The sequence below is a fragment of the Caballeronia sp. LZ033 genome (genome assembly GCF_031451265.1).
Classification (GTDB): domain Bacteria; phylum Pseudomonadota; class Gammaproteobacteria; order Burkholderiales; family Burkholderiaceae; genus Caballeronia.
Genome location: NZ_JARUXQ010000001.1, coordinates 645034 through 669462, shown reverse-complemented (window position 1 = coordinate 669462; position 24429 = coordinate 645034). Strand labels below are relative to the sequence as shown.

Sequence of the window (24429 nt, the reverse complement as noted above, 5' to 3'; positions counted from 1 at the left end):
TAACGCGCGTCAGGCGTAGCGGCGCAGGCGCAGCGCGAAGTCTTGCAGAGCCTTGATGCCGCTCTCTTCCGCGCGATGGCACCAGTCCTGCAACTGGGTCACGAGCTGTTCGCGGGAAGCGTTCGAGCGATCCCAGATGGCCGAGAGATCCTTGCGCAATTCGATGAAGGTGCGCAGGCGCTGATTGTCCGAGGTCAGCTCCGGAAGCTGCTTGAGCTGCGGCTCGTTCAGGCCATCTTCTTCCTTGTGGAACCACTTGCGGGCGCCGCGCATCAGCTGATACTTCTCGCGCGCGCCGGCTTCCTTCAGCTTGGCGAGTTCCTGCGCGTACGCGCGCTTGAGCGCCTTGCCATAACGCGCCATCACTTCATAACGGTTCGACAGCACCGCCTGCAGCGTGTCCTGGTCGACCACGGCCTTGCTTGCGGCGAGCTTCGGCGTGGGCGCAACCTTCTTGACCTTGGCGAGACGCAGCGCCGACATGATGCGGATATACATCCAGCCGATGTCGAATTCGTACCACTTGCTCGAGAGCTTCGCCGACGTGGCAAAGGTGTGATGGTTGTTATGCAGCTCCTCGCCGCCGATCAGGATGCCGATCGGGAAGATGTTGGTGGACGCATCCGACGAATTGAAATTGCGATAACCCCAGAAGTGCGCGAGACCGTTGACGACGCCGGCTGCCCAGAAGGGGATCCAGATCATCTGCACGGCCCACACCGACAGCCCGACGATCCCGAACAGCGCGACGTCGATCACCATCATGACGCTGATGCCGAGAATCGGATAACGCGTGTACAGATTGCGCTCGAGCCAGTCGTTCGGCGTGCCGTGGCTGAACTTGCGCATCGTTTCTTCGTTCTTGGCCTCGGTGCGATACAGTTCGGCGCCTTCGAGCAGCACCTTCCAGATGCCGCGCGTCTGCGGGCTGTGCGGATCTTCTTCGGTCTCGCACTTCGCGTGGTGCTTGCGGTGAATGGCGGCCCATTGGCCGGTGAGCATGCCTGTGGTCATCCACAGCCAGGCACGGAAGAAGTGGCTCGCGGCGGGATGCAGGTCCAGCGCGCGGTGCGCCTGGCAGCGGTGCAGATAGACCGTGACGCCCACAATGGTGATGTGCGTCATCACCAGCGTGAACAACAGAATCTGCCACCAGGAGAAGTCCAGCAATCCGTTGGCGAGAAAATCGAGGGAAGAATTCAGCAAGGCAATTTACCTGTGTAGCTGTGAAATTCGGAAAAAATGGCCGGACAAACAGGCTCAAATCTGACGCTAAGCAGCCTGTTGGCCACGTGAAAGGATCGTTCGCAAGTTCGATCGCATTCTACTGCAAGCGTTCCAAGTCTTTGTCCTAAAGGTGAATTTTTTTGCATGTTAGCAAAACAAGAAAAAACTCACGCCTCGAACTGATGTTATTTCCGGCTCCAGATCGACGATTCAGCCGCCGAGCGGTACATCCGGACCACGGATCACGCCGTCGGCGGAGCGCCCGTACCGCGGCCTGCGGTATTAAGTACCGAATCGCCCGTGGCCGGCGCCGCACCGTCGATAATCCGTATCTCGCGCTGCGCGTACGGGATTTCAATGCCGTGCTCACAGAATAAACGCCAAACCGCGCGATTCACCTGTGACCTTACGCCGCCCGTGCCCTTTGCGGCGTCGACAATCCAGAAATTCAGCTCCAGATTGATGCCGTCCGCGCCGAAGCTCGCCAGTAGCGCCGCCGGCGCCGGATCCTGCAACACGCGCTCGATACCCAGCGTGGCTTCCTCGAGAAGGCGCATCACGCGTTCCACGTCGCTCCGATAGCTCACCTGCACCGCAATTTTCGCATTGCCGCGCGTAAGGTACGACGAATGGTTCTGCACGACATCGGTGATCAGCTTCTCGTTCGGAATCAGCGTTTCGATGCCGTCCAGCCCGCGCACCACCGTATAGCGCGTGCGGATCTGCGTCACCGTGCCCTGGCTGCCGCTCACGTTGATCATGTCGCCGAGTCGCAGCGAGCGGTCCAGCAGGATGATGAAGCCCGACACGTAATTGCTCGCGATCTTCTGCAAGCCGAAGCCCAGTCCCACGCCCAGCGCGCCGCCGAACACCCCGAGCACCGTGATGTCGATGCCGACGATCGACAGGCTCACCAGAATGGCGGCGAGGATCATCAGCGCGCGGCCGACCCGCGCCAGCACCACTTTCAGATTGGCGTCGAGCGAGCGGGCGCGCATCAGGCGGTCGTCGAGCAGCGCGCCGGCCCACATCGCGACGATCAGCGTCACGCACACCCACAACACGCCCGACGCGAGCGACAGCAGTGTCATGTGCGCATTCGCGACGTTGAAGCGCACACTCGCCATCCACTCGACGACATCGTCCTGAATGCCCATCACGGTGAGCACCATCACGACCCAGACGATCACCGTAACAAGTTTCTCGAACAGATAGAGCAGCGCGCCGGCGTCGTCCTCCGTCTCGCCGCGCCGGAACACGCGTCGCACGACATAGAACATCGAATAGATGACGGCGATGCCGCACAGCGGCACCAGCGCGAGACGCAGGAACGCCGTGTGGATGAACGGCGCGAGCGCCACCTGCGCGATGGACACGAACACCGCGCCGAGCAGCGGGAACAGCGCCTTGTTGAGGCTCTCGGCGCCGAAGCGCACCGCCTCGAAGCGCGACTGGCGGCGCGCATCGAGCTTCTTGCGCAGGATGCGCGCGCACCACCACGCCACCGCCAACAGCCCGGCCAGCGCCGCGACCTGCCAGATCACCTGCGGCTCGCCGAAATCGCGCGACAGCCGCGCGGTCAGCTCGGGCAGGAAGCGGGGGTCCATGCGCGCGGCGGCTTACGCCGGCTCTTCTTCAGCCGGCTTTTGCTTCTTCGACGCGTCCGGCACGCGTTCCAGCACGGCGGCGAAAAAGCCGTCGGTGCCGTGCTTGTGCGGCCACAGCGACAGATAGTCGCCCGTGTCCAGGTCGATGCGCTGCTCCGCGAGCACGTCGCGCGCGGGCACGACGCGGAAGTTCGGATGCGTCTCGAGGAACTGCTTGACGACGCCTTCGTTTTCCGCGTCGAGCATCGAGCAGGTGGCGTAGACGAGACGGCCGCCGTTCTTCACGAGGCGCGCGGCGCTGGTGAGAATCGACAGCTGCTTGGGCGTCAGTTCCGCAACCGAATCCGGCGACTGGCGCCACTTGAGATCCGGATTGCGGCGCAGCGTGCCGAGTCCGGAACACGGGGCGTCGACGAGCACGCGGTCGATCTTGCCCGCGAGACGCTTGATCTTCGCGTCCTGCTCGCTGTCGATCAGCACGGGATTCACGTTGGACAAGCCGCTGCGCGCGAGCCGCGGCTTGAGCTTGGCGAGACGCCGGTCCGAGACATCGAACGCGTAGAGCCGGCCGGTCGAGCGCATCATCGCGCCGAGCGCCAGCGTCTTGCCGCCCGCGCCCGCGCAAAAATCGACGATCATCTCGCCGCGGCGTGGCGCCATCAGCGAGCAGAGCAGCTGGCTGCCTTCGTCCTGCACCTCGATCCAGCCTTCCTGGAACGGCGCAAGACGCGTCAGCGCGGGCTTGCCGCCCACCCGTACGCCAAACGGCGCGAACGGCATCTCGCCCGCGTCGATACCGGCGGCGGCCAGCGCCTTCAGCACCTCTTCACGGCTTGCCTTGATCGGGTTCGAGCGCAAATCGAGCGGCGCCGGATAGTTCAGCGCGGCGGCGAGCTGCGCGAGCTCCTCGGGCTCGAAGCGCTTGCCGAGCGCCTCGAAGATCCACTGCGGCAGATTCGTGCGCACGCGCACCGGCAAACTGGCAGGGTCGATCTTCGACACTTGCGCGAGCCATTGATATTCATCCGCCGACACGAACGGCTTCAGCGCCGACAAACCGGCCGTCTGCATCAGGCCGAGCAGCGCGAGGCGACGCGCCTGGTTGCCGCTGCCGCTTTCCGCGAGATGCGAAAACTCCATTTTCCGGCGCAGCACGGCGAACACCGCTTCGGCGATCACGCCGCGCTCGCTATGTCCAAGCTTAGGATGCGCGCGGAAGAAGCGGCTGGTCGCGGCATCGGCGGGGCCGGAGAAGCGCAGCACATCCGCCAGCAGCGTTTCGGTTTGTCCAATCAGAAATCCATGCAGCCTCATACGCCCTCCCCGGCAATGTCGGCAAAGAGCCATTGCGGCTCAGACGGCGTGAGGGCGACGCGTTCGCCCTCGATAGAAAGACGCCCCTCGATGAACCAGCGCACCGCGCGCGGGTAGATGACGTGTTCGACGGCCAGCACGCGCGCGGCGAGCGCCGCGGCGTCGTCGCCGGCGAGCACCGGCACGGCGCCCTGCGCGACGATCGGCCCGTGATCCAGCGTCGGCGTCACGAAATGCACGCTTGCGCCATGCACGCGCACGCCGGCGTCGAGCGCCTGCTGATGCGTGCGCAGCCCCGCGAAGCACGGCAGCAGCGACGGATGCACATTGAGCATGCGCCCGGCATAGCGTTCGACGAAAGCGTCGGTCAGCACGCGCATGAAGCCCGCAAGCACGACGAGATCCGGCGCGAAGCGGTCGATTTCCCGGGCGAGCGCCGTGTCGAACGACGCCCGGCTTTCGAACTGACGATGATCTACCACGATGGTTTCAATGCCGTTCGCCTGGGCGAAACCCAGGCCGGCGGCATCAGGCCGGTTTGCAATGACCGCCTGGACCCGGGCCGGCCAGCCCTCGCGCGCGCAGGCGCGCACGACGGCCTCCATGTTGCTGCCCCGTCCGGAGATCAGAATGACGATTTTCTTCATCCGCCGATTTTATCATCCGGCCGGGGAGAAAATCGTGCCAAAGAGGCCGGCGCGGGCGGCCGCGCGCGCCTCGCACAGGACGCTCCACCGCCCCGCGCGCCCGTGCGCCGGCGCGAGCGTTTATAATCTAACGCTTTGCAGCATCTGCCCCTCATCGCTCAGCCTCACCGACCAACGCCTATCGTGAGAGTCTTTCGCGGCCTTCCCAATGCCGAAAGCCGGGCGCCCTGCGCACTGACCATCGGCAATTTCGACGGTGTCCATCGCGGCCACCAGGCGCTGCTCGCGCACGTCCGGGCTGCCGCCGACGCGCGCAACCTGCCCGTCTGCGTGATGACCTTCGAGCCGCATCCGCGCGAGTTCTTCAATCCGGCCGGCGCGCCGCCGCGCATCGCCATGCTGCGCGACAAGCTGGAGGCGCTGCGCACCAACGGCGTCGACCGCGTCGTGGTCGAGCACTTCAACAAGACCTTCGCGAGCCAGTCACCGGACACCTTCGTGAAGAACGTGATCGTCGACGGCCTGCACGCCCGCTGGGTCATGGTCGGCGACGACTTCTGCTACGGCGCGAAACGCGCGGGCGACTTCGCCTCGCTCAAGGCCGCCGGCGAGAAATACGGCTTCGAGGTCGAACGCATGGCAACCGTCGCGCATCCGAACGGCGCGCGCATTTCGTCGTCGTCGGTGCGGGCCTCGCTGGTCGCCGGCGATCTCGACGCGGCGCAAGTCGCGCTCGGACGTCCGTATGTCATCAGCGGGCACGTCGTGCACGGCGCGAAGCTCGGCCGCGATCTCGGCTTCCCCACGCTGAACCTGCCGATCGCGCACAAGCGCCCGGCGCTCGCGGGCATTTTCGTGGTGCGCGTGCACGGCCTCGCCGACGAACCGCTGCCCGCCGTTGCAAGCCTGGGCCTGCGCCCGACCGTCGACGACTCCGGCCGCGTGCTGCTCGAAGTCTTCGTGCTCGACTGGCACGGCGACGCCTACGGCAAGCTGGTGCGGGTCGAATTCCTGAAAAAGCTGCGTGACGAGGAAAAGTACGTGGACCTCGAAACGCTCTCGGCTGCAATCTCGCGCGACGTCGACAACGCCCGCGCGTATTTCGGCCTTCCGCCCGCCAGCAACGCGGGCAGCCGCGCCACGGGATTCGCCATTTCGGCGACTGACCGAATTAGGTGAGCGTGCGGCGCCCGCGTTGACCACGCCGGCGTCGCCCGCTGCCCCGCCTCCCGATTCATCGCGCGCGAGACAAGCGCCGCCTCACCGAATTCACCGAGTCACCCATGAGCGACAAGAAAGAGAAAGCCTCCGCGAAGTACCCCGTCAACCTGCTCGACACGCCCTTCCCGATGCGCGGCGACCTGCCCAGGCGCGAGCCCGCATGGGTCAAGGAATGGCAGGACAAGCAGATCTACGAGAAGATCCGGGCGGCCAGCCAGGGCCGCAAGAAGTTCATCCTGCACGACGGCCCGCCGTATGCGAACGGCGACATCCACCTCGGCCACGCGGTGAACAAGATCCTGAAGGACATGATCGTCAAGGCGCGCAATCTCGCGGGCTTCGACGCCGTCTATGTGCCGGGCTGGGACTGCCACGGCATGCCGATCGAGATCCAGATCGAAAAGCAGTTCGGCAAGACGCTGCCGGCCATCGAGGTGATGCAGAAGGCGCGTGCCTACGCCGGCGAGCAGATCGAGAAGCAGAAAGTCGGCTTCCGGCGTCTCGGCGTGCTGGGCGACTGGGACAATCCGTACAAGACCATGAACTTCACCAACGAGGCCGGCGAGATCCGCGCGCTCGGCAAGATCATGGAGAAAGGCTTCGTGTTCCGCGGCCTCAAGCCGGTGAACTGGTGCTTCGACTGCGGTTCGGCGCTGGCCGAAGCGGAAGTCGAGTACAAGGACAAGACCGATCCGACCATCGACGTGATGTTCGCCTTCGCCGAGCCGGAGAAGACCGCGCAGGCGTTCGGCCTGAACGCGCTGCCGAAGGCCGAGGGCGGCATCGTCATCTGGACGACGACGCCCTGGACCATTCCCGCCAACCAGGCGCTCAACGTGCATCCGGAGATCGTCTATGCGCTCGTCGATACCCCGCGCGGCCTGTTGATCCTTGCGCAGGAGCGCGTCGAGGAATGCCTGAAGAATTACGGGCTGAGCGGCGAAGTGATCGCCACGACGACCGGCGAGCAGCTCGCCAACCTGCGCTTCCATCATCCGCTGGCGGCGGCGCACCCGGGCTACAAGCGCACCGCGCCGGTCTATCTCGGCGACTACGTGACCACTGAAAGCGGCACGGGCGTCGTGCATTCGTCGCCGGCGTACGGCGTGGAAGACTTCGTGTCATGCAAGGCGCACGGCATGTCGGACTCGGACATCGTCAACCCGGTGATGGGCGACGGCCGCTATATCGAATCGCTGCCGCTGTTCGGCGGGCTCTCCATCTGGAAGGCCAATCCGCAGATCGTCGAGGCACTGGAGGCCGCGGGCTCGCTGCTCAAGACCGAGAAGTACACGCACAGCTACATGCATTGCTGGCGCCACAAGACGCCCATCATCTACCGCGCCACGTCGCAGTGGTTCGCGGGCATGGACGTCACGCCGAAGGACGGCGGCCGCACGCTGCGCGAGATCGCGCTGGAAGGCGTCGAGAACACGGCGTTCTATCCGTCGTGGGGCAAGCAGCGCCTCTACAGCATGATCGCCAACCGGCCGGACTGGACGCTCTCGCGCCAGCGTCAATGGGGCGTGCCGATGGCCTTCTTCGTCCACAAGGAAACCGGCGAACTGCATCCGCGCACGCTGGAATTGCTGGAAGAAGTGGCGCAGCGCGTCGAGCAAGGCGGCATCGAGACGTGGCAGTCGCTGGATCCGCGCGAACTGATCGGCGACGACGCAAACCTGTACGAGAAGAATCGCGACACGCTCGACGTCTGGTTCGACTCCGGCACCACGCACTGGCACGTGCTGCGCGGCTCGCACAAGGACTCGCTGCAGTTCCCGGCGGACCTGTACCTCGAAGGCTCGGACCAGCATCGCGGCTGGTTCCATTCGTCGCTGCTGACCGCCTCGATGCTCGACGGCCGCCCGCCCTACGACGCGCTGCTGACGCACGGCTTCACCGTCGACGGGGAAGGCCGCAAGATGTCGAAGTCGCTCGGCAACGGCATCGATCCGCATGAAGTGGCGAACCGCCTCGGCGCGGAAATCATCCGCCTGTGGATCGCGTCGACCGATTATTCCGGCGAACTCGCGATCTCCGAGGAGATTCTCAAGCGCGTGACGGAAACCTATCGGCGCATTCGCAATACGTTGCGCTTCCTGCTCGCGAACCTGTCGGACTTCGATGTCGCCAGGGACCCGCTGCCGGTGGAAGACTGGCTGGAGATCGATCGCTATGCGGTCGCGCTCACCCGCAACCTGCAGGACGACGCCCTCTCGCACTACGAGAAGTACGAGTTCCATCCGGTAGTGGCCAAGATCGCGACCTTCTGCTCGGAAGATCTCGGCGGCTTTTATCTCGACGTGCTGAAAGACCGTCTCTACACCACCAAGCCCGATTCGCGCGAGCGCCGCAGCGCGCAGACCGCGCTCTTCCATATCGCGCACGGCCTGCTGCGCCTGGTCGCACCGTATCTGTCGTTCACGGCCGAGGAAGCGTACAAGGTGCTCAAGCCGGGTCAGGACACCATCTTCACCGAGGTCTATGCGACCTATCCGGACATCGCCGACGGCGGCGAGCTGCTCGACAAGTGGACCCTGATCCGCAGCGCGCGCGGCGACGTCACCAAGGCGCTCGAAGAAGCGCGCACGGCGAACCTGATCGGTTCGTCGCTGCAGGCGGAAGTCGTGGTGCGCGCGAGCGGCGCCCGCTACGACGCACTGGCCAGCCTCGGCGACGCGTTGCGCTTCGTGCTGATCACGTCGTCGGCGCAGGTGGAGAAGGTGGCGGGCGAGGCAGAGGAAGGTGTCGATGTCACGGCATCGAAGTATCTGAAATGCGAGCGCTGCTGGCACTATTGCGCGGACGTCGGCGCTCACGCGGATCATCCGGGTCTGTGCGGCCGCTGCTTCTCGAATCTGTTCGGCGCCGGCGAATCGCGAGGCGCAGCATAATGGCAAGGACGATGGCAAAACAAAGCACAAGCAGTGGATCGCTGGCGCCGTGGCTCGGCGTCGCGCTGATCGTGATCCTGTTCGACCAGCTGACGAAGATCGCGGTGCAAAAGGTGTTCGCCTATGGCGACCCGCACGCGCTCACCCCGTTCTTCAACCTGCTGCTGGTCTATAACCGCGGCGCGGCCTTCAGCTTCCTCGCCATGGCCGGCGGCTGGCAGCGCTGGGCCTTCACGGCGCTGGGCGTGGTCGCGGCCATCGTGATCTGCTATCTGCTCAAGCGCCATTCGGGCCAGCGGCTGTTCTGCACGGCGCTGTCGCTCATCATGGGCGGCGCGATCGGCAATGTGATCGACCGCCTCGCCTATGGCCATGTCATCGACTTCCTGGACTTCCATGTGAACACGTGGCACTGGCCCGCGTTCAATCTCGCCGACAGCGCCATCACCGTCGGCGCGGTGCTGCTGATCTTCGACGAACTGCGGCGCGTACGCGGTTCGAAGTGACGTAAAGTGAAGTGAAGTGTGCAGCGCGGCTCCTTTCAAGGAGCCGCGCGTTCATTGCGACGGAGGCAAATTGGAACTCGCAGGCAAACATCTCGTACTGGGCCTGACCGGCGGCATTGCCTGCTACAAGATCGCCGAGCTCACGCGCCTGTTGATCAAGGCCGGCGCGACCGTGCAGATCGTGATGACCGAAGCGGCGACGCAGTTCATCACGCCCGTCACGATGCAGGCATTGTCGAGCCGTCCCGTGTACACGTCGCAATGGGACGCGCGCATGCCGAACAACATGCCGCATATCGATCTCTCGCGCGAAGCCGATGCCATCGTCATCGCACCTGCTTCCACCGACTTCATGGCCAAGCTCGCGCACGGCCGGTGCGACGACCTCCTGTCCACGCTGTGCATCGCGCGCGACTGTCCGCTGCTCGTCGTGCCCGCGATGAACCGCCAGATGTGGCAAAACCCCGCGACGCAACGCAACGTCGCGCAACTGCGTGCGGACGGCGTTGCAGTGCTCGGGCCGGACTCGGGCTCGCAGGCGTGCGGCGAAGTCGGCGACGGCCGCATGATCGAGCCGGAAGCGGCCTTCGAAGCCATCTGCGCGTTCTTCCAGCCGAAGATCCTGCGCGGCCAGCGCGTGCTGATCACCGCGGGCCCGACCTTCGAGCCGCTCGATCCGGTGCGCGGCCTGACCAACCGTTCCTCCGGCAAGATGGGCTTCGCGCTGGCGCGCGCAGCGGCGCAGGCGGGCGCGGACGTGCATCTGGTGGCGGGTCCCGTCGCGCTGGAGACGCCGTGGGGCGTGTTCCGCGAAGACGTGCAGACGGCGCAGCAGATGCACGACGCCGTCATGCAGGCCACGCCTGACGCCGACATCTTCATCGCGGTGGCGGCGGTCGCGGACTGGCGCGCGGAGCAGGTCAGCGAACACAAGATCAAGAAGGTGCCGGGCGCGCCGCAGCCGAGCTTCACGTTCGTCGAGAATCCGGACATTCTCGCCACGGTCGCGCGGCTGCCGAATCCGCCGTATTGCGTCGGCTTCGCGGCCGAAAGCGGCGACCTGGACGTCAACGGCGCCGAGAAGCGCAAGCGCAAGGGCATTCCACTGCTCATCGGCAATATTGCGCAGCTGGCGTTTGGCCAGCATGACAATGAAGTCGTGCTCTTCGAGGAAAGCGGCACGACGCCGCTGCCGCGCGCCGACAAACAGCAACTCGCCCGCACGCTGATTGCGGAGATTGCCCGACGCGCGCCGAAGACCGGCGGCGCGCTGCTCTCCTGACGCGATGACGAAGCTCTCCATCCTCGACCAGACGCCGGTCATCCACGGCCACACGGCGGCCGACGCCATCGCCGCCACGCTCGATCTCGCGCAACTCGCCGACGACCTCGGCTTCACCCGCTTCTGGTGCGCGGAGCATCACGGGCTGCATGGCGTATCGAATCCGTGTCCGGAAGTGATGCTGGCGCGCATCGGCAGTCTGACGAAGCGCATCCGCATTGGTTCGGGCGGGGTCATGTTGCCTTATTACTCGTCGTTCAAGGTCGCCGAGCAGTTCCAGATGCTCGAAGCCTTGTTCCCGGGACGCGTGGATCTCGGTGTCGGGCGCGCGCCGGGCGGCGACATGCGCACGGCGCAGGCGGTCGCGGCGGGCGCCTATAACCGTGGCGATGTCTTCCCGCAGCAGGTCGCGGAACTCATCGCGCTGTTCGACGGCACCGTGCCGGACGATGCCCTCGCGCACGGCGTGCTGCTGCAGCCACGCATCGACACGCGTCCGGAACTGTGGATGCTCGGCTCCAGCGATTTCGGCGGGCTGCTTGCCGCGCAATTGGGCATCCGTTTCGCCTTCGCGAGCTTCATCAATCCGCGCATCGGCGAACACGTGGCGCAGGCGTATCGCGAGCGCTTCGTGGCCGCACACGAAGCGCAACCCTATCTCGCGGCGGCGGTATTCGCGATCTGCGCCGATACCGAGCAGGAAGCCGAGGCGCTCGAAAAGGCCGTCGACCTGCGCCGCGTGCAGATGGCCTATGGCCTGAACCAGCCGATTCCATCGATCGAGCAGGGCATCGCGCAACGCTATGGCGAGCGCGAACTCGCCGTGATCGCGCATGAGAAGGCGCGCAGCATCATCGGTACGCCGGAGCGCGTCACGGAACAACTGCACGCGTTGCAGGAACAGTATGCCGCCGACGAGCTGATCATCCTGACGGTCGCCGGCAGCTACGCCGCGCGCACGCGGTCCTATCAACTCCTGGCCGACGCCTTCGAGCTCGGCCGCTGACACCCGATTCCATGAAACTCGACGTCAAGATTCTCGACGCGCGCATGCGCGATTTCCTGCCTGCCTACGCCACGCCCGGCAGCGCCGGCCTCGACCTGCGCGCGTGTCTCGACGAAGCGCTCGTGATCGAACCGCATCAGACGGTGCTCGTGCCGACCGGTCTCGCGATCCATCTTGCCGATCCCGGTTATGCCGCGATGATCCTGCCGCGCTCGGGACTCGGCCACAAGCATGGCATCGTGCTGGGCAATCTGGTGGGCCTGATCGACTCGGACTACCAGGGCCAGCTGATGGTTTCCACGTGGAATCGCGGTGACACGGCCTTCACGCTCAACCCGATGGAGCGTCTGGCGCAGATGGTGATCGTGCCGGTGGTGCAGGCGCAATTCAATATCGTCGATGACTTCGATGCCAGCGCGCGCGGCGCCGGCGGCTTCGGCAGTACCGGCAAGCACTGAAGCAAGCATCAACAAGCAGGCGGCGGCCGCCGCCTGACATCGCGGTCCCCTACCATCTTCTATACAAAAGTAGCGCGTCCTCTCTGCCGCTTTTGCTCCCGGCTTCCTATTCTGATCGGCAAGTGACGGCTCATTCAAACCCTCTTCCGGGTTGAACCGTCACGACGCCGTCGCTCCGTCAGGAGCCACGCCCTTCCCTTCAATCTGTTTCGTTGGCCGAAACAGAATTTATTCAGTTATCCAGACAAGCGTGATCGCATCGGCCGGTTTGCTTCGCGCCGTCGATCAATTCGTTTTTTTATTTTTCAGGAAACCACTCTATGAACATCCAATATGACGCCGTCGTCGCCCCGGGAGCGGGCCAGTGGTATGGCCAGATCATCGTCTCGAACCTCCGTTATGAAGACGGCAGCCAGGTTCAGGTCAACAAGTATCTCGCGCTGAACTTTTCGTCGCCGGTGGCCGTGAGCGCCACCGACGTCTGGCCGAGCTTCACTTCGTGGGTGTCGACGTCGAATCAGGTGCAATCGACTTCGATCGGCGACAACCTGTACTCCATTGCGCTGGAGATGGACTTCAATGCGCCGCACCTGATCGATCACAAGGATCAGATCACCATTTCGATCAACGGCGACCTGACCGCCGCTCCCGACACGTATCTGAACTCGTTCGTCATCGCAGCGGACCAGGCTCCGGCGGTCAACGCGACGGTCAAGATCGACTGCGACGCCGCACCCGATGCCGCGCTGAAAGACGTGTCGCCGGTCATCACGCTGTTGCGCGGCTCGCAGGCCACGCCGGTCACACTCGTCTATGGTGAAGCGACCTCGGTGACGCTCGAACAAGGCGACTACACCGTGCAGTCCGGCGACGTGCATACGGCCGACGAGACCGTCGCGGCGCCGCTGATCGTCACGCCGATGCAGCTCACGCTCGCGGCCGGCGCGACGGTTGCCATGGACGTGACCTTCGGCGCAGTGGAGCGCACGGCGGCGCTCGATATCGTGATCGACGAACTTCGGGGTCTCGACGACGAAACCCTCTCGGTCACGGTGACCGACAAGAAAAGCGGCGCGACGCTGGCTGCGTTCGACACCACGACTGGCACCACGACATCGCTGCGCTCGCTGCCGGTTTCGGACAACGTGCGTATCGCGATCGACGCCATCAACGTGAACAACGCGCAATACACGTTCGACATCCACGACGTGAAGCTCGACAACGCGTTGCAGACAGTGACGGTCGGCCAGTCGCAGGTGAAGACGAAGAAGGTTGATACCACCGGCTTCGTCCATCTGCCCATTCACGTCACCGCCGATAAGCCGCTGTCACAGAGCATCGTGCTGCGTCTGCAAGGCGCCGACATGAACTACTCGCAGACGATCACGGCCACGACCCAGACGACCTCCTTCACGGCGCCGGTCAAGCCTGGCACGTACACGGTCATCGCGCCGGCGTTCGTGTCGGGCGGGATCGTTCGCGTCGTCGATGCGCCCGCCTCGCTGGCCGTTGCCGCTAACGGCTCGAGCGTGCTCGACGTGTCGATCGAGGCGTCCGCGAACCTCAACGTGCGCGGCTTCCCGTCGTACCTGAGCTTCGGCGGCTGCGTGGACCTGACGCCCGGTAACAAGGCCGATCTCGCCGCGGCGCGCGCCACGTCGATCTTCGTCTATGCCGGCACCGACGGCGCGGGCGACTCGAACGTCTATCTGTCGGACGATCCGCAAACCCGCGCGTTGATCAAGCTCGCACGCGACACGGAAAGCGCGCTGGGCAATACGCAAAACGTGCTGCCGGTCGCGATCTCGTACACGTGCAATCTGTCGCTCGGCAACACGCCCGGCATTCTCGCGAACGCCGACGCCCACGCGCACAGCTTCGCGAACTACATCCTCGCGTTGAATATCGCGATGAGCAATGCGGACGCGCAGCACGACGTGCCGGCGGGCTTCATCGTCAATCCCGACTTCCTCGGCGCCTGCCAGCAGGCCGGCTTCGGCGCGAGCTACGCGATGCCGGTGATCGAACCGCTGAAGACTGCGCTCGCGCACTGGAACATTCAGGCTGCGGTGCCTTCGTCCATCACCAATACGATCGCGGGTTACGTGCTGGCGGTGAACTGGCTGACGCGCAAGGTGGCACCCAAGGTGACCTTCGGCTGGCAGATCAATCTGTGGGGCGTCGGCTATTCGGAGTGGATCTACAAGGACGTCGATACGGCCTCGATGGCGCAGCAGACCGCTGATTACGTAAAGAGCCTCGGTGCCTGCGACGGCCCGTATGCGCCGGACTTCCTGGCGATCGATCGCTATGAAGCCGACGACTTCACCCAGCGCGCCTACGTGAACGGCTACTGCTACGGTCCGCGTGAATGGCAGCGTTACTTCGACTTCTGCGAGAACGTGAGCCGCGCGTTGCGCGTGCCGGTCATGCCGTGGCAGATTCCGGCGAGCCGCACGCCGAACACGAACGATCAGGTCAATGCGGACTTCGACAGCCAGCACTGGGGCACGGGCGGCAGCTGCATCATGGGCGATGCGGCGATTGGCAGCGACTACCACAACGTGAACCCGACGATCCTCGCGTTGCCGTTCTCGTCGTCGTTCCCGGATATGGGGGCGAACGCTGAGGCGATGTTCGTCCGCTCGGAGCCGTTCGACCTCTCCACGCCCTTGTACGGCGACTTCCCGCTGCGCGGCATCTTCGCGGTGCTGCTGGGCGGTGGTTCGACGACCGGCATCGTGTCGTCGATCGGTAATCCGGAGTCGTGGACGCGCGACAAGCTGAGCGCCTACATGGAGGCTCCGCTGGCCTTCGATACGCCGCGCGACTGATCGACTGATCGATTGACTAGCTGACGCAGCAAACAAAAACGGCGCGAGGGTCACTCGCGCCGTTTTCTCATCGCCCAGAACCTTCAGGCTTATTCGACTTCGATCGTCTCCGGATTCGGATTGCGCGGCGGCGCCGAATTCTCGTCGAAGGTGATCTGCACCTTGTCCTCGGCGTCGACATCCACCGTGACGCGGCCGCCGTTCATCAGCTTGCCGAACAGCAGCTCGTCGGCCAGCGCACGACGGATCGTGTCCTGGATCAGACGCTGCATCGGCCGCGCACCCATCAGCGGGTCGAAGCCATGCTTGGCCAGATGCTTGCGCAGCGCGTCGGTGAAGACGGCGTCGACCTTCTTCTCATGCAACTGATCTTCCAGCTGCATCAGGAACTTGTCGACCACACGCAGGATGATTTCTTCATCGAGCGAACGGAAGCTGATGATCGAATCCAGACGGTTGCGGAACTCCGGCGTGAACATGCGCTTGATGTCGTTCATCTCGTCGCCCGACTCGCGGCGCGAAGTGAAGCCGATCACCGACTTGCCCATGGCCTCGGCGCCCGCGTTCGTCGTCATGATGATGATGACGTTGCGGAAATCCGCCTTGCGGCCGTTGTTGTCCGTCAGCGTGCCGTGATCCATCACCTGCAGCAGCACGTTGTAGATGTCCGGATGCGCCTTCTCGATTTCATCCAGCAGCAACACGCAGTGCGGCTTCTTCGTGACGGCTTCGGTCAGCAGGCCGCCCTGGTCGAAACCGACATAGCCCGGCGGCGCGCCGATCAACCGGCTGACCGCATGACGCTCCATATATTCCGACATGTCGAAGCGCAGCAGCTCGATGCCCAGCGTGAACGCCAGCTGCTTCGCCACTTCGGTCTTGCCGACACCCGTGGGGCCGGAGAACAGGAACGCGCCAATCGGCTTGTCCGTCTTGCCGAGACCCGCGCGCGCCATCTTGATGGAGGCCGACAGCGCATCGATGGCCGGATCCTGGCCGAACACGACGGCCTTCAGGTCGCGATCGAGCGTCTGGAGCTTGCTGCGATCATCCTGCGACACGCTTTGCGGCGGGACGCGCGCGATCTTCGAGATGATCTCTTCGATCTCGCTCTTGCCGATGGTCTTCTTCTGCTTCGACTTCGGCAGGATGCGTTGCGCCGCGCCCGCTTCGTCGATGACGTCGATCGCCTTGTCAGGCAGATGACGGTCCGTGATGAAACGCGCCGACAGTTCCGCCGCCGCCGAGAGCGCACCCGACGAATACTTCACGCCATGATGTTCTTCGAAACGCGTCTTGAGACCGCGCAGGATGGCGACGGTCTGCTCGACCGACGGCTCCGTGACATCGACCTTCTGGAACCGGCGGGAAAGCGCCGCGTCCTTCTCGAAGATGCCGCGGTATTCGGTGAACGTAGTCGCGCCGATGCACTTCAATTGACCCGACGACAACGCCGGCTTCAGCAGGTTCGATGCGTCGAGCGTGCCGCCCGAAGCCGCGCCTGCGCCGATCAGCGTGTGAATCTCGTCGATGAACAGGATGGCGTGCGGACGCTCCTTCAATTCCTTGAGCACCGTCTTCAGGCGCTGTTCGAAATCACCGCGATACTTGGTGCCCGCGAGCAACGCGCCCATGTCCAGCGAATAGACCTGCGCATCCGCCAGGATGTCCGGCACTTCGCCGCGCGTGATGCGCCAAGCGAGACCTTCCGCGATGGCCGTCTTGCCGACGCCGGCTTCGCCGACCAGCAGCGGATTGTTCTTGCGCCGGCGGCACAGCACCTGCACCACGCGCTCGACTTCGAGCTCGCGGCCGATCAGCGGATCGATCTTGCCGTCCTTGGCGAGCTGATTGAGGTTCTGCGTGAATTGCGCGAGCGGCGTTTCCTTCTGCGCGGCAGCGTCTTCCGATTCAGGATTGGCCTCGCTGCTCGCCTTGGCGGACTCGCCGCCGTTCGTCTTGGCGATGCCGTGGGAAATGAAGTTCACCACGTCGAGCCGCGTCACGCCCTGCTGCTGCAGGTAGTACACCGCATGCGAATCCTTCTCGCCGAAGATCGCCACCAGCACGTTCGCGCCGGTCACTTCCTTCTTGCCGTTCGAGGTCGATTGCACATGCATGATCGCGCGCTGGATCACGCGCTGGAAACCAAGCGTCGGCTGAGTATCGACGTCGTCCGTGCCCGGCACGGTCGGCGTGTTGTCATGAATGAAATTGCGCAGGTTCTGCCGCAAATCTTCAATGTTGGCTGCGCAGGCGCGCAACACCTCAGCCGCGGTCGGATTGTCCAACAGGGCAAGCAACAGATGCTCGACCGTTATGAACTCATGCCGCGCCTGACGTGCTTCCATAAACGCCATGTGCAGACTGACTTCCAGTTCCTGGGCAATCATGCTTCCTCCATCACGCACTGCAGCGGATGCCCCGCCTGCCGTGCATGGCTAACGACTTGCTCAACTTTGGTCGACGCAATATCTCGCGTGTAGACCCCACAAACTCCCCTGCCTTCGCGATGAACCTTCAGCATGATCTGCGTCGCAGTCTCGCGATCCTTATTGAAGTATTCCTGCACGACCATCACGACGAATTCCATCGGCGTGAAGTCGTCATTCAGCAGCACCACTTTGTACATGGCCGGCTTCTTGAGCTTCTGCTCCTGCCGCTCCAGTACCGTGCCGTCCTGCTTGTTGGGATTGGTCGCCATACACCCATTCTAAACAACACGGACATCCTCGCAATCGCCGCTCCAGCACCGGCCTGAAGACCCGGAATAAATGACTGGAAACGTGCTCGCGCAGCGAAGGTCCATCGAATCCTGCCGCGGCCCCTGTGGTCCGGCGCGGCCCGCTTGCACCTCGTCGAACCCAGTATCGCACAGCTTCAAAAAAACCGGCTGTGCCGCCCGCTGCGAGTGCTGGCCGTATCACACAAGTGAGTCGATTATGCGTCTTTTCAAGGTGCCCTGCTTGGACGGCGCCGCACACGCAAAGCAGGAATTACCCCTACAAATGTGCTCTTTGCAACGAGCTTATCGGCCATCCCAAAAATTCCTTGACACCCGATTTAAGAGATTCAACAATCAAACTGGCACTTTTTTCCGGGGGCCACTCCACGGATAAGAAATGCCCGAGGTGAGCCAGTGAAGAAAAGAGGGCACTCGCAATGAGGGGTGGGTTCCAATCTTTTCCAAGGGCTCTTGGGATGCGACGAGAGTTAGAGGGGAAGTACGAATGTCTACAGGTACGGTCAAATGGTTCAACGACGCGAAAGGCTATGGATTCATCACGCCCGATGAAGGCGGCGAGGATCTGTTCGCACATTTCTCGGCGATTCAAATGAATGGGTTCAAGACGCTCAAGGAAGGCCAGAAGGTCAGCTTTGAGATTGTCCAGGGACCGAAAGGCAAACAAGCTTCGAACATCCAGGACGCTGCCTGACCGTTCGATCAGAACCTGCCTCGTGAACCCGGCCTTCGCGCCGGGTTTTTTTATGTCCGGTCCGAACCGTTGGATGACTCACATATTGAGCGCATTCGCCAAATTAAAACCCCGAAAGGCATAAGCCTTTCGGGGTTTTTAAAATGCGCGCTCGAATAACGGTGAGCTGTCACATATTCTCGATCATCACCTCGCCGAAACCCGAGCAGGAAACCTGAATCGCGCCTTCCATGAGACGGGCGAAATCGTAAGTGACGCGTTTCGACAATATGGACTGTTCCATCGAATGAATGATGCGGTCCGCGGCTTCAAACCATCCCAGATGACGCAGCATCATTTCGGCTGAAAGAATTTCCGAGCCGGGATTCACGTAATCCTTGCCGGCATATTTCGGCGCGGTGCCGTGCGTCGCCTCGAACATCGCAACCGAATCCGACATGTTCGCTCCCGGCGCAATGCCAATGCCGCCCACCTGCGCCGCGAGTGCATCCGAGATGTAGTCGCCGTTCAGGTTGAGCGTGGCGATGACGTCGTATTCGGCAGGACGCAGAAGGATCTGCTGCAGAAAGGCATCGGCGATCACGTCCTTCACGACGATGTCGTTACCCGTCTTCGGGCTCTTGACCTTCATCCACGGACCGCCGTCGATCAGCTCGGCGCCGAATTCCTTCTGCGCGAGCGCATAGCCGTAGTCACGGAAGGCGCCTTCCGTGAACTTCATGATGTTGCCCTTGTGCACCAGCGTGACCGAGCGGCGGTCGTTGTCGATGGCGTACTGGATCGCCTTGCGCACCAGACGCTCAGTGCCCTCGCGCGACACCGGCTTGATGCCCAGGCCGGACGAATCCGGAAAGCGGATCTTCTTCACGCCCATTTCGTCGCGCAGGAACTGGATGACCTTCTTCGCCTCAGGCGACTCCGCCGGCCACTCGACGCCCGCATAGATGTCTTCCGAGTTCTCGCGGAAGATCACCATGTCGATTTTCTCCGGCTCGCGCACCGGCGACGGCACGCCCTTGAAGTAACGCACCGGACGCAGGCACACGTAGAGATCGAGTTGCTGGCGCAGCGCGACGTTCAGCGAGCGGATACCGCCGCCGACCGGCGTCGTCAGCGGGCCTTTGATGGACACGATGTAGTCCTTCACCGCGTCGAGCGTCTCGTCCGGCAGCCAGACATCCGGGCCGTAGACGCGGGTGGCCTTCTCGCCCGCGTAGATCTCCATCCAGTGAATCTTGCGCTTGCCGCCGTAGGCCTTCTCCACCGCCGCATCGACGACCTTGATCATGACCGGCGTGATATCGACGCCCGTGCCATCGCCTTCGATGAACGGAATGATCGGCTGGTCCGATACGTTGAGCGAGAAATCCGCGTTGACAGTGATCTTGTCACCGTCCGCCGGAACCTTGATGTGCTGATACGGCATGGTCGACTCCAGAGAAGGCCGGGCTGAATGGAAGCAAACTGGATGGAGAGCGCGCCTTCAGGCATGCGCGCGCGTGTGCATGCCAGCATGGCGAGACCGTCATTCTAACCACGCCGGACGGCCTGCGGGCGGCGTGGAGACCGCGAGCAGCGTGAGCCGCGCGGTGTTACGCATGCTTTAAGATGCCGGATTCTCCGGGCCGAACCCGTCACTTTAGCCGCGCGCGCTTCGCATGCCATTGATCGCCCTCAACAAACCCTTCGGCACCATCTGCCAGTTCTCCGCGCATGAAACGCGCGCGTCGCTCGCGGACTGGGTCAGCACGCCGGGCGTCTATCCGGCGGGACGGCTCGACGCCGACAGCGAGGGCCTGCTGCTGCTCACCGATGACGGCGCCCTGCAGGCGCGCATCGCGGAGCCACGCCACAAGCTCGTCAAGCGCTACTGGGCGCAGGTGGAAGGCGCGCCCGATGACGCGGCGCTCGCGCATCTCGCCCGTGGCGTCGATCTCGGCGACTATGTGACGCGTCCATGCCGCGCCCGCTTCGTCGCGGACGAGGCCTCGCAGGCGCTCTGGCCTCGCACGCCGCCGGTCCGCTATCGCGCGGCGATTCCGACGACGTGGATCGAGCTCGCCATCAGCGAAGGCAAGAACCGTCAGGTGAGGCGCATGACGGCGGCGGTCGGCTTTCCGACGCTGCGGCTGGTGCGCATTGCCGTCGGCGCCCTCGACATCTTCACGCTCGGACTTGCGCCGGGTCAGTCCGTCGATGTACCGCCGGCCGCGCCCTGGCAACGCCTTCGGTGAATCCCATTCATCGTTCGCAAAAATTCTTCGCGAAGTGAGCTTCGATGCGCACATGAATACGCGTGTCATGAAGATCGGCTAATGCAGTTCGCGGCGTTTCGCGCCGGCCAGATTTTTTTCGGTTCTGCTGTGCAATTTCCTGAAATCCGCGTCAACCGACTCTTCGCGCGCTGCGTTAAGGGCCCCAGATGCCGCGAAAAGCTATCCGGCATGAGCGAATAACCGATTACAGCACGCTGTGTGCTCCAGGGTGTTTGAAAGGTTCAACGTTCACAGGCGTGTCGTCTTTAAATCAATCGATACGGCTGTCAACCGAAAGGTAGGTGGCTCGTTTACCGACATGACTCCATGACCGGGTCGTCTTGGTTAAATCAACTCAAGCTGAGGATTTACAGAATGAACAAACTGATCGCTGCTCTCGTCGCTGGCCTGTTCGCAACCGCTGCTTTCGCACAAGACGCATCGGCTCCGGCCGCTGCTGCTCCGGCAGCTGCTTCGTCGGCTCACAAGTCGTCGGCTCACAAGAAGTCGCACAAGTCGTCGAAGAAGTCGCACAAGAAGGCAGCTTCGGCTCCGGAAGCCGCTTCGGCAGCTCAGTAAGTTTGCTGCAACACGCCGTATAGCTGTAAAGAACGAGTCTTACCGCCGTCTTTACGGCGTTGCAGGGCAGACCGCCGCAAGGCGTCTGCCCTTTTGTTTTGTACTGCCGCATCGAGTAACATGCGCGGGGTTTGCCCGGTTCGCGCTCGAAGAGAATGTGAGCAACAGTGGGCAACAGAGTTGCAATCGAATGAATAAGGGAGCTTTGCCGTGAATCTCGTCTTGCGTGCCGTCGCGCGTTTCCGGAGTCAACGACTCAACCTCATCAAGCTGGTGCGCGCGTGCGTGATCGCGCTCGCCCTGCCGTGCGCGGCGCTGCCGCTCGCGCAGACGGCCCAGGCGCAGACCATGCCGCCCGGCGCCAAGCAGCCCTCCGATTTCCCGCGCGCCAAGCTGACCGCCGGCATGTTCGTGATCGATGCAGCGGTCGCCGCCAACGACGCCGATCGCGAGCAAGGCCTCATGTACCGCAGCCAGCTTGCGCCGAATGAAGGCATGCTTTTCGTGTTCAACGAAAACGCCGTGCATTGCTTCTGGATGAAGAACACGTTGATTCCGCTGTCGATCGCCTTCATCCGCGCGGACGGCACGATCACCGACATCGACGAGATGCAGGCCGAAACCGAGAACAATCACTGCCCGCGCAACAACGGCGTGTATGCGCTCGAAATGAGCAAGGGCTGGTTCGCCGCGAAGGGCATCAAGCCGGGCATGCAGATCAAGGGACTGCCGCGCGCGCAGTGAAACGACGCGTCAGAACAGACGACCTCCGTTGATCAAAACCGGCGCCTCCCGCCGGTTTTTTTTCGACTGCCGAACCTGCCGCGCGCCTTCCGTGATTCCTGCAAAAAGCCTGCCGACGCGCTATTCTTCAAAGATTCGCATGGGCCGGAACGGGCTTTGCACTGCCTGTTCGGGTCGTTTCATCCACAGGAGGTTCACGTGCCCCGCAAGACTCCCATCGAGCGCTATCGGAACATCGGAATCAGCGCTCACATCGATGCCGGCAAGACCACGACTACCGAGCGCATCCTTTTCTACACCGGCGTGACGCACAAGATCGGCGAGGTTCACGACGGCGCGGCCACGATGGACTGGATGGAACAAGAGCAGGAACGCGGCATCACGATCACTTCCGCCGCCACCACGGCCTTCTGGAAAGGCATGGCAGGCAACTATCCGGAACACCGCATCAACATCATCGACACGCCGGGACACGTCGACTTCACCATCGAAGTCGAGCGTTCGATGCGCGTGCTCGACGGCGCCTGCATGGTGTACGACTCGGTCGGCGGCGTGCAGCCGCAGTCCGAAACCGTGTGGCGCCAGGCGAACAAGTACAAGGTGCCGCGCATTGCGTTCGTCAACAAGATGGACCGCGTCGGCGCGGACTTCTTCCGCGTGCAGCGGCAGATCGGCGAGCGCCTGAAGGGCGTGGCCGTGCCCATCCAGATTCCGATCGGCGCGGAAGAGCATTTCCAGGGCGTGGTCGACCTCGTGAAGATGAAGGCGATCGTCTGGGACGACGAAAGCCAGGGCATCAAGTTCAGCTACGAGGAGATTCCCGACAATCTCAGGGAACTCGCCCACGAGTGGCGCGAGAAGATGGTCGAGGCCGCGGCCGAGTCCAGCGAGGAGTTGCTCGAGAAATATCTGGAAGATCACGAGAGTCTGACCGAGGACGAGATCAAGGCGGCGCTGAGAAAGCGCTGCGTCGCCAATGAAATCGTGCCGATGCTGTGCGGCAGCGCGTTCAAGAACAAGGGCGTGCAGGCGATGCTCGACGCCGTGATCGACTACCTGCCCTCGCCGGTCGACGTCCCCGCCATTCTCGGTCACACCGAAGACGACCAGGAAGCCGAGCGTCATCCGAGCGACGACGAGCCGTTCTCCGCGCTCGCCTTCAAGATCATGACGGACCCGTTCGTGGGTCAGCTGATCTTCTTCCGCGTGTATTCCGGCGTGGTGAATTCGGGCGACACGGTCTACAACCCGGTCAAGGAAAAGAAGGAGCGTCTCGGCCGGATCCTGCAGATGCACGCCAACGAGCGCAAGGAAATCAAGGAAGTGCGTGCGGGCGACATCGCCGCGGCGGTCGGCCTGAAGGAAGCGACGACCGGCGACACGCTGTGCGATCCGAACAAGGTCATCATTCTCGAACGGATGATCTTCCCGGAGCCGGTGATCTCGCAGGCCGTCGAGCCGAAGACGAAGGCCGACCAGGAAAAGATGGGCATCGCGCTGAACCGGCTCGCGCAGGAAGATCCGTCGTTCCGCGTGACCAGCGACGAGGAATCCGGCCAGACCATCATCTCCGGCATGGGCGAGCTGCACCTCGAAATTCTCGTCGACCGGATGCGGCGCGAATTCAACGTCGAGGCAACCGTCGGCAAGCCGCAGGTCGCGTATCGCGAGACGGTGCGCAACAAGGTCGAGGACGTCGAAGGCAAGTTCGTCAAGCAGTCGGGCGGACGCGGCCAGTACGGCCACGTGGTGATCGCGCTGGAACCGGACGCGGGCAAGGGTTACGAGTTCGTCGACCAGATCAAGGGCGGCGTGATTCCGCGCGAATACATTCCGGCCGTGGACAAGGGCATCCAGGAAACGCTGAAGGCCGGCGTGCTCGCGGGCTATCCGGTGGTCGACGTGAAAGTGCGGCTGACCTTCGGTTCCTACCATGACGTGGACTCGAACGAAAACGCGTTCCGCATGGCCGGCTCGATGGCCTTCAAGGAAGCCATGCGCCGCGCGCGGCCCGTGCTGCTCGAACCGATGATGGCCGTCGAGGTCGAGACGCCCGAGGACTTCATGGGCAACGTGATGGGCGATTTGTCCGGCCGGCGCGGCATCGTGCAGGGCATGGAGGACATCGCGGGCGGCGGCGGCAAGCTGGTGCGCGCCGAGGTACCGCTCGCCGAGATGTTCGGCTATTCCACGTCGCTGCGCTCGCTGACCCAGGGCCGCGCCACCTACACGATGGAGTTCAAGCACTACGCGGAGACGCCGTCGAACGTCTCCGAGGCGATCATCAACTCGAAGTCGAAGTAGAAACGCAAGCCGGGCGCGCGCGCAAATGCGTGTAGCATGCCTGTAGCCTCGAGGTCCGTTGCCGGCGCAGGGTTGGCCGCAACGGACTTCTTCTATCCGCAGACGATACAACCC

General features: G+C 63.3%; 19 protein-coding genes. 12 read left to right on the top strand and 7 right to left on the bottom strand.

Annotation, left to right across the window (positions count from 1 at the left end):
- Positions 1 to 9: 9 nt before the first annotated feature.
- From QCE62_RS03135 to purN, 4 genes are all read right to left on the bottom strand, one after another.
- Positions 10 to 1206, bottom strand: a complete 1197-nt coding sequence (locus tag QCE62_RS03135) for an acyl-CoA desaturase (RefSeq protein WP_309914203.1) — start codon at positions 1204 to 1206, stop codon at positions 10 to 12.
- Between the two features lie 263 nt (positions 1207 to 1469).
- On the bottom strand, positions 1470 to 2834 hold the full coding sequence (locus QCE62_RS03130; RefSeq protein WP_309914200.1) for a mechanosensitive ion channel domain-containing protein: 1365 nt from the start codon (positions 2832 to 2834) through the stop codon (positions 1470 to 1472).
- A 12-nt stretch (positions 2835 to 2846) separates the two neighbouring features.
- The gene (locus QCE62_RS03125) at positions 2847 to 4148 is read right to left on the bottom strand and encodes an RsmB/NOP family class I SAM-dependent RNA methyltransferase (RefSeq protein WP_309914198.1); all 1302 of its coding nucleotides are present in this window, start codon (positions 4146 to 4148) and stop codon (positions 2847 to 2849) included.
- Complete coding sequence (purN, locus tag QCE62_RS03120) at positions 4145 to 4795, bottom strand: phosphoribosylglycinamide formyltransferase (RefSeq protein ID WP_309914195.1); 651 nt, start codon at positions 4793 to 4795, stop codon at positions 4145 to 4147. Before purN ends, QCE62_RS03125 begins: the two co-directional genes overlap by 4 nt.
- A 183-nt stretch (positions 4796 to 4978) precedes the next feature.
- Between purN and QCE62_RS03115 the strand changes: the two genes are divergently transcribed.
- The 7 genes from QCE62_RS03115 (at position 4979) to QCE62_RS03085 (ending at position 14996) form a co-directional block, all read left to right on the top strand.
- Positions 4979 to 5974, top strand: a complete 996-nt coding sequence (locus QCE62_RS03115) for a bifunctional riboflavin kinase/FAD synthetase (protein ID WP_309807450.1) — start codon at positions 4979 to 4981, stop codon at positions 5972 to 5974.
- 104 nt (positions 5975 to 6078) lie between these two features.
- Positions 6079 to 8910, top strand: a complete 2832-nt coding sequence (gene ileS, locus QCE62_RS03110; protein ID WP_309914191.1) for an isoleucine--tRNA ligase — start codon at positions 6079 to 6081, stop codon at positions 8908 to 8910.
- The gene (lspA, locus tag QCE62_RS03105; protein ID WP_309807447.1) at positions 8910 to 9416 is read left to right on the top strand and encodes a signal peptidase II; all 507 of its coding nucleotides are present in this window, start codon (positions 8910 to 8912) and stop codon (positions 9414 to 9416) included. The genes ileS and lspA overlap by 1 nt, the downstream gene beginning before the upstream one ends.
- A gap of 70 nt (positions 9417 to 9486) precedes the next feature.
- The gene (gene coaBC / locus QCE62_RS03100; protein WP_309914188.1) at positions 9487 to 10698 is read left to right on the top strand and encodes a bifunctional phosphopantothenoylcysteine decarboxylase/phosphopantothenate--cysteine ligase CoaBC; all 1212 of its coding nucleotides are present in this window, start codon (positions 9487 to 9489) and stop codon (positions 10696 to 10698) included.
- Between the two features lie 4 nt (positions 10699 to 10702).
- Positions 10703 to 11704 (top strand): LLM class flavin-dependent oxidoreductase, encoded by a 1002-nt coding sequence (locus QCE62_RS03095; RefSeq protein ID WP_309914186.1) that lies wholly within the window; start codon positions 10703 to 10705, stop codon positions 11702 to 11704.
- An 11-nt stretch (positions 11705 to 11715) separates the two neighbouring features.
- The gene (dut, locus tag QCE62_RS03090; protein ID WP_309899504.1) at positions 11716 to 12162 is read left to right on the top strand and encodes a dUTP diphosphatase; all 447 of its coding nucleotides are present in this window, start codon (positions 11716 to 11718) and stop codon (positions 12160 to 12162) included.
- 320 nt (positions 12163 to 12482) lie between these two features.
- Positions 12483 to 14996: a hypothetical protein gene (locus QCE62_RS03085; RefSeq protein WP_309914183.1), complete on the top strand. Its 2514-nt coding sequence runs from the start codon at positions 12483 to 12485 to the stop codon at positions 14994 to 14996.
- Positions 14997 to 15085: 89 nt separating this feature from the next.
- On the opposite strand, the gene clpA is transcribed toward QCE62_RS03085, so the two are convergent.
- Together clpA and clpS are read right to left on the bottom strand one after the other, a co-directional pair.
- Positions 15086 to 17389 carry an ATP-dependent Clp protease ATP-binding subunit ClpA gene (gene clpA / locus QCE62_RS03080; protein ID WP_309807442.1) on the bottom strand — a complete coding sequence of 768 codons (2304 nt, stop codon included), beginning with the start codon at positions 17387 to 17389 and terminating at the stop codon, positions 15086 to 15088.
- Positions 17386 to 17700: an ATP-dependent Clp protease adapter ClpS gene (clpS, locus tag QCE62_RS03075; protein WP_016344488.1), complete on the bottom strand. Its 315-nt coding sequence runs from the start codon at positions 17698 to 17700 to the stop codon at positions 17386 to 17388. The genes clpA and clpS overlap by 4 nt, the downstream gene beginning before the upstream one ends.
- A gap of 526 nt (positions 17701 to 18226) precedes the next feature.
- Here clpS and cspD point away from each other — a divergent pair.
- Positions 18227 to 18433: a cold shock domain-containing protein CspD gene (gene cspD, locus QCE62_RS03070; RefSeq protein WP_008351201.1), complete on the top strand. Its 207-nt coding sequence runs from the start codon at positions 18227 to 18229 to the stop codon at positions 18431 to 18433.
- Between the two features lie 169 nt (positions 18434 to 18602).
- Here cspD and icd read toward each other — a convergent pair whose 3' ends face one another.
- Complete coding sequence (icd, locus tag QCE62_RS03065) at positions 18603 to 19859, bottom strand: NADP-dependent isocitrate dehydrogenase (RefSeq protein WP_309914180.1); 1257 nt, start codon at positions 19857 to 19859, stop codon at positions 18603 to 18605.
- A 232-nt stretch (positions 19860 to 20091) separates the two neighbouring features.
- Between icd and QCE62_RS03060 the strand changes: the two genes are divergently transcribed.
- The 4 genes from QCE62_RS03060 to fusA all read left to right on the top strand — a co-directional run bounded on the left by QCE62_RS03060 (position 20092) and on the right by fusA (position 24315).
- Positions 20092 to 20667: a pseudouridine synthase gene (locus QCE62_RS03060; protein ID WP_309914178.1), complete on the top strand. Its 576-nt coding sequence runs from the start codon at positions 20092 to 20094 to the stop codon at positions 20665 to 20667.
- Positions 20668 to 21063: 396 nt separating this feature from the next.
- Positions 21064 to 21267 (top strand): hypothetical protein, encoded by a 204-nt coding sequence (locus QCE62_RS03055; protein WP_309807438.1) that lies wholly within the window; start codon positions 21064 to 21066, stop codon positions 21265 to 21267.
- Between the two features lie 264 nt (positions 21268 to 21531).
- Positions 21532 to 22011 (top strand): DUF192 domain-containing protein, encoded by a 480-nt coding sequence (locus QCE62_RS03050; protein ID WP_404987349.1) that lies wholly within the window; start codon positions 21532 to 21534, stop codon positions 22009 to 22011.
- A gap of 198 nt (positions 22012 to 22209) precedes the next feature.
- Positions 22210 to 24315, top strand: a complete 2106-nt coding sequence (gene fusA, locus QCE62_RS03045) for an elongation factor G (RefSeq protein ID WP_309807437.1) — start codon at positions 22210 to 22212, stop codon at positions 24313 to 24315.
- Positions 24316 to 24429: the final 114 nt, after the last annotated feature.

What these genes read in the sequence shown, in the direction of transcription:
- QCE62_RS03060 (WP_309914178.1), top strand. Translation starts at nt 20,092, where the DNA reads ATGCCATTGATCGCCCTCAACAAACCCTTCGGCACCATCTGCCAGTTC.
- QCE62_RS03085 (WP_309914183.1), top strand. Translation starts at nt 12,483, where the DNA reads ATGAACATCCAATATGACGCCGTCGTCGCCCCGGGAGCGGGCCAGTGG.
- dut (WP_309899504.1), top strand. Translation starts at nt 11,716, where the DNA reads ATGAAACTCGACGTCAAGATTCTCGACGCGCGCATGCGCGATTTCCTG.
- QCE62_RS03095 (WP_309914186.1), top strand. Translation starts at nt 10,703, where the DNA reads ATGACGAAGCTCTCCATCCTCGACCAGACGCCGGTCATCCACGGCCAC.
- icd (WP_309914180.1), bottom strand. Translation starts at nt 19,859, where the DNA reads ATGCCGTATCAGCACATCAAGGTTCCGGCGGACGGTGACAAGATCACT.
- QCE62_RS03125 (WP_309914198.1), bottom strand. Translation starts at nt 4,148, where the DNA reads ATGAGGCTGCATGGATTTCTGATTGGACAAACCGAAACGCTGCTGGCG.
- clpA (WP_309807442.1), bottom strand. Translation starts at nt 17,389, where the DNA reads ATGATTGCCCAGGAACTGGAAGTCAGTCTGCACATGGCGTTTATGGAA.
- purN (WP_309914195.1), bottom strand. Translation starts at nt 4,795, where the DNA reads ATGAAGAAAATCGTCATTCTGATCTCCGGACGGGGCAGCAACATGGAG.
- cspD (WP_008351201.1), top strand. Translation starts at nt 18,227, where the DNA reads ATGTCTACAGGTACGGTCAAATGGTTCAACGACGCGAAAGGCTATGGA.
- QCE62_RS03055 (WP_309807438.1), top strand. Translation starts at nt 21,064, where the DNA reads ATGAACAAACTGATCGCTGCTCTCGTCGCTGGCCTGTTCGCAACCGCT.
- QCE62_RS03130 (WP_309914200.1), bottom strand. Translation starts at nt 2,834, where the DNA reads ATGGACCCCCGCTTCCTGCCCGAGCTGACCGCGCGGCTGTCGCGCGAT.
- lspA (WP_309807447.1), top strand. Translation starts at nt 8,910, where the DNA reads ATGGCAAGGACGATGGCAAAACAAAGCACAAGCAGTGGATCGCTGGCG.
- ileS (WP_309914191.1), top strand. Translation starts at nt 6,079, where the DNA reads ATGAGCGACAAGAAAGAGAAAGCCTCCGCGAAGTACCCCGTCAACCTG.
- clpS (WP_016344488.1), bottom strand. Translation starts at nt 17,700, where the DNA reads ATGGCGACCAATCCCAACAAGCAGGACGGCACGGTACTGGAGCGGCAG.